The organism is Pseudomonas sp. ef1, from assembly GCF_007293365.2.
In the GTDB taxonomy this organism is placed as follows: domain Bacteria; phylum Pseudomonadota; class Gammaproteobacteria; order Pseudomonadales; family Pseudomonadaceae; genus Aquipseudomonas; species Aquipseudomonas siliginis.
Genome location: NZ_CM129815.1, coordinates 2,264,551 through 2,277,861, shown reverse-complemented (window position 1 = coordinate 2,277,861; position 13,311 = coordinate 2,264,551). Strand labels below are relative to the sequence as shown.

Below are 13,311 nucleotides of genomic sequence, written 5' to 3'. Positions count from 1 at the left end.
CACGCGCAGCCCTGCCGCCAACATGGCGACAGGGAAAAATATTCAGGGTTAAGGGAGGTCGCGCGGCGGCACTTCGCAGACGCCGATACGCTTGGCCGCCCAGCGTTCGTAAAGGCCTATGGCGACATCAGCGCCGGCCATCGCCGTCAGGCAGCCAAAAGCGCCAGCGGCCCAGATCGACATGCCGGCGGCATACAGCAGCATGATTGCCGACACCCCGCAGATCATGCAGGCGCCGGAACGCAAGGCCAGACGCCGCACAAGTGACCAGCCGCGGGCGCCCTCCTTGTCGGCGCGCCACATTTCGCCGGACACCCCGCCAACGACGGCAAGGAGGATGACCAGCCAGATCGGCATGTCCGCCAACGCTTGTTGCTCGTTTGTCATGTCACGCCTCCGTGGGTGATTGATGAGTATGGGTTGGGTTCAAACGGTTTCTCTTGAGGCAGGCATTCCAAAAAGCCCGGCGGGGCCAGGCTTTTCAGCAATGCTCTTTCGCGATCAAGCGTTGCAAAGCGCAGCGATCAGAATGGCGCGATCGGCCAGATGACTTCGGGAAAGGTGTTCTGCTCTGTCGTGGCGCAGACGTCGAGGTAATACTGTTTGATGGCACGCAATTGCGACCACTCTTCTGGAGTGGCGACTGCCAGGTCCACTTTGTACTGCAGTGGGTTGAACTTCAGGAACTGCTCGACTTTGTCAAAGCGTTGTTGCAGGCGGCCTTGGACGACACGGTCGATTTCATCGGGTTCGAGAGGCAAAAAAGTCTCGCCGTAAGGGCCTGGTTGCAATTTGTATCCCGGCTGTGCGGTGGTGTCACCGGTGACATTACGCCACACTGAGAAAGGTTCATTGGCAGGGATTGCAGGCGGCTCTCCCTCAGTGTCCAGCACCTGAAGAACGACAATGGTGTTACTAGGCGAAATAGTCAGGACATAACGGTTCATCTCAATTTCCTTTTTGACGGGTTTCAGCCAGTGCTGCTGATTTAGCTTCACACTTGGCCAGACAATGCTTGCCGCAACCGAGGCAGGCATTCCAAAAAGCCCGGCGCTTGTACACCGGGCTTTTCAGTAATGCGCTCCTTCGCCTTCCTTCAAATCCTGTGTTCGAGAAGGAAGCTGACTTTTCGGCGCTACTGGCGCGGTACGAGTCCATTCAGATTGTTTTTCCGACCGCGGTCCCTGCCCGCCGGATAACTGCTTCTGGTGCTTTACGCTGCACACCCGGGTCAGTTGCCAACCCTCTGAACCGTTGAGGCCGGTTCATCGCTGCCTGTTCTTGTGGAACTAAAGAGCTTGTCTTGCCAGCCGCTTTGTCGAGCGGCTTGGTGGCAAGAATATGCATGGATGCATATACAGTCAATGCGTAAATGCATTTATTTATGCATTAAATTTGCGCATATGCATGAAACCCAAGCGGCCAAGGGGTGGGGAGATTTCTGCAGGCGAAAAAAAACCTGCCGAGGGGCAGGTTTCAGTTGAATCGAAAGGGGCTAGCGGGCGTACATGCCCCACCAGAAGACGTGACCAAGGATAACGATCTGCTCTTCCTGGATTTCCTGGAAGCTGTAGTCCTCATCCGGATGCTCGTCGCGATTGAAGCTGCGCAGACGGATACCGGTGGGCAAACGATAGAGTTGCTTCACGCGCAGCTGACCATTGTGATTGATCGCATACAGGTCGCCATCGATGATGTCGCCGATGCCGCACTTGCCGGCATTGACGCCGACGGTGGCGCCATCGCGCAGAACCGGCAACATGCTGTTGCCGCGTACTGTCACACACTTGGCCTGGTCGAACTGCACACCGTTGTGGCGCAGGCTGCGCTTGCCGAAGCGCAGGCTTGAGCGCTCGCTCTCTTCGATGACGAATCTTCCTGATCCAGCAGCCAATTCAACCTCACGTAGAAAGGGCACCGACACCTCGTCGTCATCGACAGGCGTGTCATCGTCCCACAGGCTTATGTCCTTGAGTTCCGCATGCACGTCAGCGCGCGTACCGCCGGTCGTTGGCGGGACATCCGCACGCCCGCGCAACTGATCGGTGCTGACGTTGAAATATTCAGCGATCTTCGAGATGTGTTTATCCGAAGGATCGACAATCTTCCCGCTGAGAATCCGCGAGAGCGTTGATTGAGGCACGCCGGTGCGACGGTGGAGCTCCGTGGGGGAGATCCCGTGCTGGTCGAGCAGTGCTCTTAAGACGGAGGAAACGTTGCGTTTTTGCATAACGCGCATAGTGCTTGAAGTTTTTCGCGAAGACAAATGCTGATTTGCATAAATCGTGCATAGATCAACTTTTCCCTGTCAATAAATGCTCACCCGACCGCAGCGCCTGCGTCGGGCAGACTGGCCATGGTAACCTTGCGCCCATCGCGGAAAAGCCCGGCCACTGCCCGCGCTTTGCCCTACATCTTTTAAAGAGTTGCCCGACAATCCGATGAATAAAGCCGTCTCCGACCTGTCCTCCCACACTCCGATGATGCAGCAATACTGGCGCCTGAAGAATCAGCACCCGGACCAGCTGATGTTCTATCGCATGGGCGATTTCTACGAAATCTTCTACGAAGATGCGAAGAAAGCCGCCAAGTTGCTGGACATCACCCTGACCGCGCGCGGGCAGTCGGCGGGCCAGGCGATTCCGATGTGTGGGATTCCTTACCATGCGGCGGAAGGTTACCTGGCGAAACTGGTCAAGCTCGGCGAATCGGTAGTGATTTGCGAGCAGGTCGGCGACCCGGCCACCAGCAAAGGCCCGGTGGAGCGCCAGGTCGTACGGATCATCACGCCGGGGACAGTCAGTGACGAGGCGCTGCTGGACGAACGCCGCGATAACCTGATCGCAGCGGTGTTGGGCGACGAGCGTCTATTCGGTCTGGCGGTGCTGGACATCACCAGCGGCAACTTCACCGTGCTCGAGATCAAAGGCTGGGAAAACCTGCTCGCCGAACTGGAGCGGGTCAACCCGGTGGAATTGCTGATTCCTGATGACTGGCCGAAAGACTTGCCGGCGGAAAAACGCCGTGGCGTACGCCGTCGCGCGCCGTGGGATTTCGAGCGTGACTCGGCGCTGAAAAGTCTCTGTCAGCAATTTTCCACTCAAGACCTGAAAGGCTTCGGCTGCGAGAACCTGACCCTGGCCATTGGCGCTGCCGGTTGCCTGTTGGCCTACGCCAAGGAAACCCAGCGCACCGCCCTGCCCCATTTGCGTAGCCTGCGTCACGAGCGTCTCGACGACACCGTGGTGCTCGACGGCGCCAGCCGGCGCAATCTGGAACTCGACACCAACCTCGCCGGTGGCCGCGACAACACACTGCAATCGGTGGTCGATCGCTGCCAGACCGCCATGGGCAGCCGTTTACTGACCCGCTGGCTGAACCGGCCGTTGCGCGACCTCACCGTGCTGCTGGCACGCCAGACGTCGATCCGCTGCCTGCTCGACGGCTACCGCTTCGAAAAGCTGCAACCGCAGCTCAAGGAAATCGGCGATATCGAGCGGATCCTGGCGCGTATCGGTCTGCGCAATGCGCGACCACGTGACCTTGCGCGTCTGCGCGATGCACTCGGCGCACTGCCCGAACTGCAAGTGGCGATGACCGATCTGGAAGCGCCGCACCTGCAGCATCTGGCGGCCACCACCAGCACTTACCCGGAACTGGCGGCGCTGCTGGCAAAAGCCATTATCGACAACCCGCCTGCGGTGATCCGCGACGGCGGTGTGCTGAAAACTGGTTACGACAGTGAGCTCGATGAACTGCAATCACTGAGCGAAAACGCCGGCCAGTTCCTCATCGATCTCGAAGCCCGGGAGAAAGCCCGTACTGGTCTGGCCAACCTCAAAGTCGGCTACAACCGTATCCACGGCTACTTCATCGAACTGCCGAGCAAGCAGGCCGAATCGGCGCCGGCTGACTATATCCGCCGGCAGACGCTCAAAGGCGCCGAGCGCTTCATCACACCTGAGCTGAAAGAATTCGAAGACAAGGCACTTTCCGCCAAGAGCCGCGCGCTGGCCCGGGAAAAAATGCTTTACGAGGCGCTGCTCGAAGACTTGATCAGCCAGCTGCCACCGCTGCAGGACACCGCCGGCGCATTGGCCGAACTGGATGTGCTGAGCAACCTTGCCGAGCGTGCGCTGAATCTCGACCTCAATTGCCCGCGTTTCGTCAGCGAGCCGTGCATGCGCATCACCCAGGGTCGTCACCCTGTGGTCGAGCAAGTGCTGACCACGCCGTTCGTGGCCAACGATCTGAGCCTGGATGACAATACGCGCATGCTGGTCATCACCGGTCCGAACATGGGCGGTAAATCCACTTACATGCGGCAAACCGCGTTGATCGTGTTGCTAGCGCATATTGGCAGTTTCGTGCCGGCCGCCAGTTGCGAGTTGTCGCTGGTCGACCGCATCTTCACCCGTATCGGCTCAAGCGATGATCTGGCCGGCGGTCGCTCGACCTTCATGGTCGAGATGAGCGAAACCGCCAACATCCTGCATAACGCCACCGAGCGCAGTCTGGTCCTGATGGACGAAGTCGGGCGCGGTACCAGCACCTTTGACGGTCTGTCGCTGGCGTGGGCAGCGGCCGAGCGCTTGGCTCATCTGCGTGCCTACACCCTGTTCGCCACGCACTATTTTGAACTGACCGTGCTGCCGGAAGCCGAACCTCTTGTAGCTAACGTGCACCTCAACGCTACCGAGCACAACGAACGGATCGTGTTCCTGCACCACGTTCTGCCTGGGCCTGCCAGCCAGAGTTATGGCTTGGCGGTGGCACAACTGGCCGGCGTGCCGAGCGAGGTGATTCTGCGAGCGCGAGAGCATCTGAGTCGCCTGGAAGACACCGCCCTGCCCCACGAAGCGCCGAAACCGGCGGCCAAGGGCAAGCCGTCGACACCGCAGCAAAGCGACATGTTCGCCTCACTGCCACATCCGGTGCTGGACGAATTGGCGAAAGTGGATCTGGACGACATGACGCCACGTCGAGCGCTGGAAATGCTCTATGCACTGAAGAACCGGATATAAGCACTGAAGAAGCGGATATAACGCAATTCGCTTCAAGCTGTTAGAATCTCGCGCGGTTCGGGATGCTGCTGGCTCATAGCCTGGTCAGCAGGTATCGCTCCCGAACCTGGCGACCCCAACCGTGAAGGGGCAACGCTGCCGCCGCCTGAGGAGAAAATTAGAAATGACCTTCGTCGTCACCGACAACTGCATCAAGTGCAAGTACACCGACTGCGTAGAAGTCTGTCCGGTGGACTGCTTTTACGAAGGCCCGAACTTCCTGGTGATTCACCCGGACGAGTGCATCGACTGCGCGCTGTGTGAACCAGAATGCCCGGCTGTGGCGATCTTCTCGGAAGACGAGATCCCAAGCGGCATGGAAAACTTCATCGAGCTCAATGCCGAGCTGGCGGATATCTGGCCGAACATCACCGAAAAGAAAGAATCGCTGCCTGATGCTGAAGAGTGGGATGGCAAGCCGAACAAGATCGAACAACTCGAACGCTGATCTGCCCCGCGCTCGACTGAAAGGCCCCTTACGGGCCTTTTTGCTTTTGCAGATTCTGCTTTTCTGCAGACGAAAAAAGGGGCGGTATGACCCGCCCACATTTTTTCCCTATTCCCTGTATTCCTTTTCATCGTCCTGATGAATCGCCTCCTGCGATGTCCGTTCCCCTCTTCCGTGAAGGGCGTGTCTGTCCGTCGACACAGTTGAGATATTAGAGAGTTTCTGGAGACGAGCAATTGGCCCTCGGCGTACGCGCGCTCTGTCACAAGGGCATAACAATTAAGAAATAATCAACAAAATCAAAAGGTTGCTCAGTGGAAGTGAGCGCGATCGCCATCTACCGAAGTGTAAAAATAACGAACACTTACGACACAGTAAGCAAAGGCTTACAGCGCGAGACTACAAATTCAGAAATTGACGACCGCTTGTCTGGTGGCTGCCGAAAGCCCGATTTGCTGCACGCGAAAAACAAAAAAGCCCCGACTGATCGAATCAGCCGGGGCTTTTTGCGGGCGGACGATCAGGCGCTTATTGAAACAGCGACTCGCTCGACAGGCCGTTCTTTTCAAGGATCTCGCGAAGGCGCTTGAGCCCTTCCACCTGGATCTGCCGTACCCGCTCGCGGGTCAGACCGATCTCCAGGCCGACATCTTCCAGCGTGCTGCTTTCGTGACCACGCAGCCCGAAGCGGCGAATCACCACCTCGCGCTGCTTGTCGGTCAGCTCCGACAGCCATTGATCGATGCTCTGCGACAGGTCATCGTCCTGCAGCAGTTCGCACGGATCGGTCGGACGATCGTCAGTGAGTGTGTCCAGCAGGGTTTTATCCGAATCCGGACCCAGCGAGACGTCGACCGAAGAAACCCTTTCGTTGAGGCCCAGCATGCGCTTGACCTCCCCCACCGGTTTCTCCAGCAGGTTGGCGATTTCTTCGGGTGAAGGTTCGTGGTCGAGTTTTTGCGTCAGCTCACGTGCGGCGCGCAGGTAGACGTTGAGCTCCTTGACCACATGTATCGGCAGCCGGATGGTCCGGGTCTGATTCATGATCGCGCGTTCGATGGTCTGACGGATCCACCAGGTCGCGTAGGTCGAGAAGCGGAAGCCGCGCTCGGGATCGAACTTTTCCACCGCGCGGATCAGGCCGAGGTTGCCCTCTTCGATCAGATCCAGCAGCGACAGCCCCCGATTGACGTAACGCCGGGCGATCTTGACGACCAGCCGCAGGTTACTTTCGATCATGCGCTTGCGCCCGGCAGGATCGCCACTTTGCGACAAGCGCGCAAAATGAACTTCTTCTTCCGGGGAGAGCAGAGGGGAAAAGCCGATTTCGTTGAGATACAGCTGCGTGGCATCAAGTGCCCGAGTGTAGTCGATGTATTTATGTTGTTTGAGTGTGGCGGAGTGTCTGGATTTGGAACGAACGGAAGGTGGAGCAGCCCCTTCATCATTCAACATCGAATCCGAATCGATGCCGGTCTCCATAAGGAGAACCTCATCGTCGATGTCAAACTCCGGCACTTCTTTACTGAGAGCCATTGTTATAGTCCTTTGGTGAGTTCGACCCCAAGCTCAAGCGACGCCTTTATCCTTGGCAACGCTGGAGCCTGTCCCCTCTACGCGACGGAACAGGCTGGCCTACAAATCAACGTCTTGGCAGGAACTGCAGCGGATCCACTGGTTTACCTTGGCGGCGAATCTCAAAATGCAGTTTCACCCGGTCTGTACCCGTTGACCCCATTTCGGCAATTGTCTGTCCGACCTTGACCTGCTGCCCCTCCCGAACCAACAGCCTGCGGTTATGTCCGTAAGCACTGACGTAGGTTTCGCTGTGTTTGATGATGACCAATTCGCCGTAGCCCCTTAAGCCACTCCCGGCGTATACGACCGTCCCATCAGACGCAGCTAAAACAGGCTGTCCCAAATCTCCGGCGATATCAATTCCTTTATTCAAACTACCGTTTGAAGAGAATTTTCCAATCAGAACGCCATTAGATGGCCATCCCCAGCCGGTCGGGGCCGGGCCTGCCGGAGGCAGTGGAGCGGGTGCAGGTTTGCTCGCGACGGACGGTACAACCCCTTTGGAACCGGTGGTTGTAGTGGTTGTGGTGCCATTCGCCTGGCGCCGGATTACTGTGGTTTTACTCGACGAAGAAGGTGAGGAACTGGAGTTGCTCACCACCGCTGTCGGCGTTGAACCGCTGCGCCCGTCGAAGCGAATTGTCTGACCCGGATGGATCGTATACGGCGTAGGAATATTGTTCCGGGCGGCGAGGGTTTTGTAGTCCCAGCCGTAACGAAAGGCGATCGAAAACAAGGTATCGCCGGGACGGACTACATACTGCCCGGTGGTAACGGTAGGACGTTGCGCCACCGCATTGTTGCGATCAACAACGCGCACGTTGCTCGATTTGGTGCTGGAGCAACCGACCAGCAAGGTGCTCAAGACAAGGCCAGTCACCAGGCGCTGAAAGCTCGTGTTACCCATACGCTGCGCAATGACTGTGAGACTCACCCGCCGCTCCCTTTGTGGTGGCTGAAAAATTCTGAATGCCGCATTACGGCATGAGGTGTCGCAAGTATAACGGGCCGAACCGGCTTTACCTTTAATGAAGCGAAATCACCGGACGCACACGTTTGCCAGGGGCAAGTACGCTGCGTTTAAACTCTGGCTGCCGGTGTAAGACCGGCGCCGTTGAAAGGAATTCAGCCCTGTTTGCAAATGCTCAGGCCAGTGGCCCGTTGAGCAACGGCACGAAACGCACAGCGCCCAGAACGTGTCGGGAAAAGCCATGTTCCTCGCGCACGATCAGCATCAGTTGTTGCACTTCACCCGAGCCAACCGGAATTACCATGCGCCCACCGGGGGCCAGTTGATCCAGCAAAGCCTGCGGTACATCGGTGGCAACGGCGGTGACGATGATGCCGTTGTATGGTGCCAGCGCCGGCCAGCCTTCCCAGCCATCGCCCCAGCGAAACACCACGTTGCGCAGGTTCAGCTCGACCAGGCGCTCCTTGGCGCGGTCCTGCAGCACCTTGATGCGTTCGACCGAAAACACCCGTTCGACCAGTTGCGACAACACCGCCGTCTGGTAGCCGGAACCGGTGCCGATCTCCAACACCTTATCCAGCGGGCCGGCCTCCAGCAGCAGCTCGCTCATGCGCGCCACCATATAAGGCTGGGAAATGGTCTGGTTGTTGCCGATCGGCAGCGCGGTGTCTTCATAAGCGCGATGTGCCAGCGCCTCGTCGACAAACAGATGACGCGGCGTGCGGCGGATCACTTCCAGCACCTTGGCGTTCGACACGCCTTCTTCATATAGACGCTGGATCAGGCGCTCGCGCGTACGTTGGGAGGTCATGCCTATGCCGCTGCGCAGGCGGTCGTCATGTTCACGCATCAGCTCAGCCCCCCAGCCAGCCATCAAGACTTCTGAAGGCATCATTGAAAGTGCGATCGAGCTGCAACGGCGTGATGGACACATAACCCTGCATCACGGCATGAAAATCGGTGCCCGGGCCGCCGTCTTCAGCGTCGCCGGCAGCGGCGATCCAGTAACCGGCCTTGCCGCGCGGATCGACCACTTTCATCGGCGCCGCCGCGCGGGCGCGATGACCGAGGCGGGTCAACTGAATGCCACGGATGTGATCGATGGGCAGATTGGGAATGTTCACGTTGAGCACCGTGCGCGGCGGCAGATCCAGCCCGGCGTGGGCCTCGACCAGTTTGCGCGCAAAGTAGGCCGCAGTCGGCAGATTGTCCACCTGACGCGAAACCAGTGAGAAGGCAAACGATGGGCGCTCGAGAAATCGTCCTTCCAGCGCTGCCGCCACGGTTCCGGAATACAGCACGTCGTCACCAAGATTGGCGCCCAGATTAATGCCGGATACCACCATGTCCGCTTCGCGCTCAAGCAAGCCGTTAAGGCCCAGGTGAATGCAATCGGTCGGTGTGCCGTTGAGGCTGATAAAGCCGTTCGCCAGGTATTGCGGGTGCAGCGGACGGTCGAGCGTCAGCGAACTGCTGGCGCCGCTTTTGTCCTGCTCCGGGGCGATAACCACGCATTCGGTGTAATCCGCCAGCGCAGCATAAAGCGCGGCGAGACCGGGCGCGGTTACCCCATCGTCGTTAGAAATCAGAATACGCATGGGCTGTCCGTCTGCCCCACCGGCACCAGATCAACGAGCTCGCGCACCAATACGGTGGCAAAGCATCCGGCCGGGAGGACGAATTCCAGTTGCAGAATGTCAGGTTGGGGATAATGCCACGTCAACCCGCCAATGGGCAGCCGCAGGATGCGACGTTCATGGCTCATGCCGGCGTGGATCAACCAGTCGCGCAGATCCGCTTCGCGGGCGGCGATCGCCTGCTCCAGTTCATGGACTGCGCCAGCGGTGGGCGAGTCACCTTCGCCCCACTGCGGACCGGTCGGGTGCAGGTCGAGAATCGCCAGACGCGGGTCGCTGCATTCGGCTTCGCCGGCCGGGAAAAAGCTGCGGCTGTCAGTAAAGGCCAACAGATCGCCCACCAGTGCGGTGTTCCAGGTGCCATCGGCGACGCGCGCCGCCAGCACCTGGTTGAACAGAAAGCTGCGCGCCGTCGATAGCAACCGCGAACGCACATTGCGCTGTTCCGGCAAAGCCTTGCGCGCCGCCCACGCCCGGGCATCGACAACGTTGCCGCCGTCATGGCCGAAGCGCTGGGCGCCGAAATAATTGGGGATGCCTTGTTTGGCGATCAGTTGCAGCCGCTGTTCAATCGCATCTTTGTCGCCATTGAATTGCGTCAGGCGCAGGGTGAAGCCATTGGCCGAATGCGCACCGCGTTGCAGCTTGCGCTTGTGGCGCGTGGTCTTGAGGATCTTCAGCGTGTCGTTTTCCGCCGCCGACAGATCCGGATCGGCCTTGCCCGGCAACTGCACGCTGAACCACTGTCGGGTCAGGGCCTGACGGTCCTTCAGCCCGGCATAGCTGACGATACGCAACGGCACGCCGGCTGCCTTGGCGATACGCCGCGCCGCTTCTTCGGTATTGAGGCCGCGCTTTTCCACCCAGATCCACAGGTGTTCGCCGTCACCGCTGAACGGAATATCCAGCACTTCATCGACCTGGAAATCTTCGGCGATGGCTTTCAGTACCGCTGTGCCGAGGGGTTCGCCATAGGCCCGTGGGCCGAGTAATTGCAGTTCATTCATGCGCGCAGCAACAAGGCAACGGAGTGCACGGCGATGCCTTCTTCGCGACCGACAAAGCCAAGCTTTTCGGTGGTGGTAGCTTTGACGTTCACTTGATCCAACTCAACTTGAAGATCCGCCGCGATCAGCGCGCGCATCGATTCGATATGCGGCGCCATTTTTGGCGCCTGGGCAACAATGGTGTTGTCGACGTTGCCGACTTTCCAGCCCTTGGCGTGAATCAGACTGACCACATGACGCAACAGCACACGGCTGTCGGCGCCCTTGAATTGCGGATCGGTGTCCGGGAAGTGTTTGCCGATATCACCCAGCGCCGCCGCGCCGAGCAAGGCATCGCTCAAGGCGTGCAGCAGGACGTCACCGTCGGAATGAGCGAGCAGCCCGAAGCTGTGTGCAATCTGCACGCCGCCCAGAGTAATGAAATCGCCTTCAGCGAAACGGTGCACATCGTAGCCGTGGCCAATACGCATAAAAAAACGCCCCGATTTTTGTCAGGGCGTGATTCTACCTGCATTAACCGCGCAGAGCGCGTGCGTGATGCTGCAAGTGGTCGTCAATGAAGCTTGAGATGAAGAAATAGCTGTGGTCGTAGCCCGGTTGCAGGCGCAGCTCCAGCGGATGCGCCGCTTGTTTTGCTGCGTGTTGCAAGGCCTCGGGTTTCAATTGCGTGGCGAGGAAATCGTCACGATCACCTTGATCGACCAGCAACGGCAACTTCTCCGTCGCCTCTGCGATCAGCACACAGGCGTCCCACTCCTTCCACTTCGAACGGTCTTCGCCCAAATAGTTGGAAAAGGCCTTCTGACCCCACGGGCAATCGATTGGATGGGTAATCGGCGAGAACGCCGACACTGACTGATAACGCCCGGGATTGCGCAGCGCGCAGACCAATGCGCCGTGGCCGCCCATGGAGTGACCGCTGATACTGCGTTTGTCGGAAGCGGGGAAATGCGCTTCGACCAAAGCAGGCAGTTCCTGCACGACATAATCATGCATCCGGTAATGACGTGCCCACGGCTCCTGCGTGGCGTTCAGATAAAACCCTGCGCCGAGACCGAAATCCCAAGCCTTGTCTGCATCGTCCGGTACATCCGCGCCACGTGGGCTGGTATCCGGGGCAACGATGATCAAACCAAGCTCGGCGGCCATGCGCATCGCACCGGCCTTCTGCATGAAGTTCTCATCGGTGCAGGTCAGGCCTGACAACCAGTACAACACCGGCAGCTTGCCGCCCTGCTCCGCTTGTGGCGGCAGGTACACGGCAAAGACCATGTCGCAATCAAGCACTTCGGAGCGATGGCGATAACGCTTGTGCCAGCCACCGAAACTCTTCTGACAGGAAATGTTTTCCAGATTCATAGCACTTCAGCCGCAAGATGCGAGCTTCAAGCTGCAAGAGGGAATTGCGCCTGCTTGCAGCTTGTGGCTTGTAGCTTGCCGCTGCTCCTCAGAAATGAATGACGGTGCGGATGCTCTTGCCTTCGTGCATCAGGTCGAACGCCTTGTTGATATCTTCCAGGCCCATGGTGTGGGTGATGAAGGTATCCAGCGGGATCTCGCCGCTCTGAGCCATGTCGACATAGCTTGGCAATTCGCTGCGGCCACGCACGCCGCCGAACGCCGAACCGCGCCAGACGCGACCGGTGACTAACTGGAACGGACGGGTAGCGATTTCCTGGCCGGCACCGGCGACACCGATGATGACCGACTCGCCCCAGCCTTTGTGGCAGCACTCAAGCGCGGCGCGCATCAGTTGCACATTGCCGATGCACTCGAAGGAGAAGTCGACGCCGCCATCGGTCATGTCGACGATTACTTCCTGGATCGGACGATCAAAGTCTTTCGGGTTCACGCAATCGGTGGCACCGAGTTGCTTGGCGATTTCGAACTTGGCTGGATTGATGTCGATGGCGATGATCCGCGCAGCCTTGGCTTTCACCGCGCCGATCACGGCGGACAAGCCAATACCACCGAGACCGAAGATGGCCACGGTGTCACCCGGTTTGACCTTGGCGGTGTTGAGCACGGCGCCGATACCAGTGGTTACGCCGCAACCGAGCAGGCAGACCTTCTCCAGCGGCGCGTCTTTGGAGATCTTCGCTACGGAAATTTCCGGCAGTACCGTGTACTCCGAAAACGTCGATGTGCCCATGTAGTGGAAAATCGTTTCGCCCTTGTAGGAAAAGCGCGAAGTGCCATCCGGCATCAGGCCCTTGCCTTGGGTGGCGCGAATCGCCTGGCAGAGGTTGGTCTTGCCCGACTTGCAGAATTTGCACTGGCCGCATTCCGGGGTGTAGAGCGGAATGACGTGGTCGCCGACGGCAACCGAGGTCACGCCCTCGCCGATCGCTTCAACGATGGCGCCACCTTCGTGGCCGAGGATCGACGGGAAGATGCCTTCCGGGTCTGCGCCGGACAAGGTGTAGGCATCGGTGTGGCACACCCCGGAAGCGACAACGCGCAGCAACACTTCACCAGCCTTGGGCATGGCGACATCGACTTCTACGATTTCCAGCGGCTTCTTGGCCTCGAAGGCAACGGCGGCGCGCGACTTGATCATGCTGACTCTCCAGTGAACCCAATAAATAAAAAAAGCAGACATATAGTG

At 58.8% G+C, this 13,311-nt stretch carries 13 protein-coding genes; 2 read left to right on the top strand and 11 right to left on the bottom strand.

Going from position 1 to position 13,311, the window contains the following annotated elements:
- Positions 1–48: 48 nt before the first annotated feature.
- The 3 genes from FEE99_RS10205 to FEE99_RS10195 form a co-directional block, all read right to left on the bottom strand.
- Positions 49–387, bottom strand: coding sequence for a phage holin family protein (locus FEE99_RS10205; RefSeq protein ID WP_041478110.1), 339 nt, complete (start codon positions 385–387; stop codon positions 49–51).
- 137 nt (positions 388–524) lie between these two features.
- Positions 525–1,037, bottom strand: coding sequence for a tail fiber assembly protein (locus FEE99_RS10200; protein WP_081932446.1), 513 nt, complete (start codon positions 1,035–1,037; stop codon positions 525–527).
- Between the two features lie 458 nt (positions 1,038–1,495).
- Positions 1,496–2,239 carry a LexA family transcriptional regulator gene (locus FEE99_RS10195; RefSeq protein WP_081932448.1) on the bottom strand — a complete coding sequence of 248 codons (744 nt, stop codon included), beginning with the start codon at positions 2,237–2,239 and terminating at the stop codon, positions 1,496–1,498.
- A gap of 202 nt (positions 2,240–2,441) precedes the next feature.
- Between FEE99_RS10195 and mutS the strand changes: the two genes are divergently transcribed.
- Together mutS and fdxA are read left to right on the top strand one after the other, a co-directional pair.
- Entirely contained in the window at positions 2,442–5,024 is a 2,583-nt protein-coding gene (gene mutS, locus FEE99_RS10190) for a DNA mismatch repair protein MutS (RefSeq protein WP_041478113.1), read from the top strand.
- A gap of 163 nt (positions 5,025–5,187) precedes the next feature.
- Positions 5,188–5,511 carry a ferredoxin FdxA gene (gene fdxA, locus FEE99_RS10185; RefSeq protein ID WP_041478114.1) on the top strand — a complete coding sequence of 108 codons (324 nt, stop codon included), beginning with the start codon at positions 5,188–5,190 and terminating at the stop codon, positions 5,509–5,511.
- A gap of 528 nt (positions 5,512–6,039) precedes the next feature.
- Here fdxA and rpoS read toward each other — a convergent pair.
- From rpoS to FEE99_RS10145, 8 genes are all read right to left on the bottom strand, one after another.
- Positions 6,040–7,047: an RNA polymerase sigma factor RpoS gene (rpoS, locus tag FEE99_RS10180; RefSeq protein WP_016771451.1), complete on the bottom strand. Its 1,008-nt coding sequence runs from the start codon at positions 7,045–7,047 to the stop codon at positions 6,040–6,042.
- 106 nt (positions 7,048–7,153) lie between these two features.
- Positions 7,154–8,023, bottom strand: coding sequence for a peptidoglycan DD-metalloendopeptidase family protein (locus FEE99_RS10175; protein WP_041478115.1), 870 nt, complete (start codon positions 8,021–8,023; stop codon positions 7,154–7,156).
- A gap of 211 nt (positions 8,024–8,234) precedes the next feature.
- Positions 8,235–8,870 (bottom strand): protein-L-isoaspartate(D-aspartate) O-methyltransferase, encoded by a 636-nt coding sequence (locus FEE99_RS10170; protein WP_160768345.1) that lies wholly within the window; start codon positions 8,868–8,870, stop codon positions 8,235–8,237.
- Between the two features lie 43 nt (positions 8,871–8,913).
- On the bottom strand, positions 8,914–9,657 hold the full coding sequence (gene surE / locus FEE99_RS10165) for a 5'/3'-nucleotidase SurE (protein WP_447121762.1): 744 nt from the start codon (positions 9,655–9,657) through the stop codon (positions 8,914–8,916).
- A complete protein-coding gene (truD, locus tag FEE99_RS10160) occupies positions 9,645–10,703 on the bottom strand; it encodes a tRNA pseudouridine(13) synthase TruD (protein WP_041478116.1) in 1,059 nt (352 codons plus the stop codon). The genes surE and truD overlap by 13 nt, the downstream gene beginning before the upstream one ends.
- Positions 10,700–11,173: a 2-C-methyl-D-erythritol 2,4-cyclodiphosphate synthase gene (gene ispF, locus FEE99_RS10155; protein ID WP_016771456.1), complete on the bottom strand. Its 474-nt coding sequence runs from the start codon at positions 11,171–11,173 to the stop codon at positions 10,700–10,702. Before ispF ends, truD begins: the two co-directional genes overlap by 4 nt.
- 43 nt (positions 11,174–11,216) lie before the next feature.
- Positions 11,217–12,062, bottom strand: coding sequence for an S-formylglutathione hydrolase (gene fghA, locus FEE99_RS10150; RefSeq protein WP_041478117.1), 846 nt, complete (start codon positions 12,060–12,062; stop codon positions 11,217–11,219).
- An 88-nt stretch (positions 12,063–12,150) separates the two neighbouring features.
- A complete protein-coding gene (locus FEE99_RS10145) occupies positions 12,151–13,263 on the bottom strand; it encodes an S-(hydroxymethyl)glutathione dehydrogenase/class III alcohol dehydrogenase (RefSeq protein ID WP_041478118.1) in 1,113 nt (370 codons plus the stop codon).
- Positions 13,264–13,311 lie beyond the last annotated feature (48 nt).

Excerpts from the sequence above, each read along its gene's own strand:
- FEE99_RS10205 (WP_041478110.1), bottom strand. The coding sequence starts at position 387 with ATGACAAACGAGCAACAAGCGTTGGCGGACATGCCGATCTGGCTGGTC.
- rpoS (WP_016771451.1), bottom strand. The coding sequence starts at position 7,047 with ATGGCTCTCAGTAAAGAAGTGCCGGAGTTTGACATCGACGATGAGGTT.
- FEE99_RS10200 (WP_081932446.1), bottom strand. The coding sequence starts at position 1,037 with ATGCCTGCCTCGGTTGCGGCAAGCATTGTCTGGCCAAGTGTGAAGCTA.
- FEE99_RS10145 (WP_041478118.1), bottom strand. The coding sequence starts at position 13,263 with ATGATCAAGTCGCGCGCCGCCGTTGCCTTCGAGGCCAAGAAGCCGCTG.
- FEE99_RS10170 (WP_160768345.1), bottom strand. The coding sequence starts at position 8,870 with ATGACCTCCCAACGTACGCGCGAGCGCCTGATCCAGCGTCTATATGAA.
- fghA (WP_041478117.1), bottom strand. The coding sequence starts at position 12,062 with ATGAATCTGGAAAACATTTCCTGTCAGAAGAGTTTCGGTGGCTGGCAC.
- fdxA (WP_041478114.1), top strand. The coding sequence starts at position 5,188 with ATGACCTTCGTCGTCACCGACAACTGCATCAAGTGCAAGTACACCGAC.
- surE (WP_447121762.1), bottom strand. The coding sequence starts at position 9,657 with ATGCGTATTCTGATTTCTAACGACGATGGGGTAACCGCGCCCGGTCTC.
- mutS (WP_041478113.1), top strand. The coding sequence starts at position 2,442 with ATGAATAAAGCCGTCTCCGACCTGTCCTCCCACACTCCGATGATGCAG.
- ispF (WP_016771456.1), bottom strand. The coding sequence starts at position 11,173 with ATGCGTATTGGCCACGGCTACGATGTGCACCGTTTCGCTGAAGGCGAT.
- FEE99_RS10195 (WP_081932448.1), bottom strand. The coding sequence starts at position 2,239 with ATGCGCGTTATGCAAAAACGCAACGTTTCCTCCGTCTTAAGAGCACTG.
- truD (WP_041478116.1), bottom strand. The coding sequence starts at position 10,703 with ATGAATGAACTGCAATTACTCGGCCCACGGGCCTATGGCGAACCCCTC.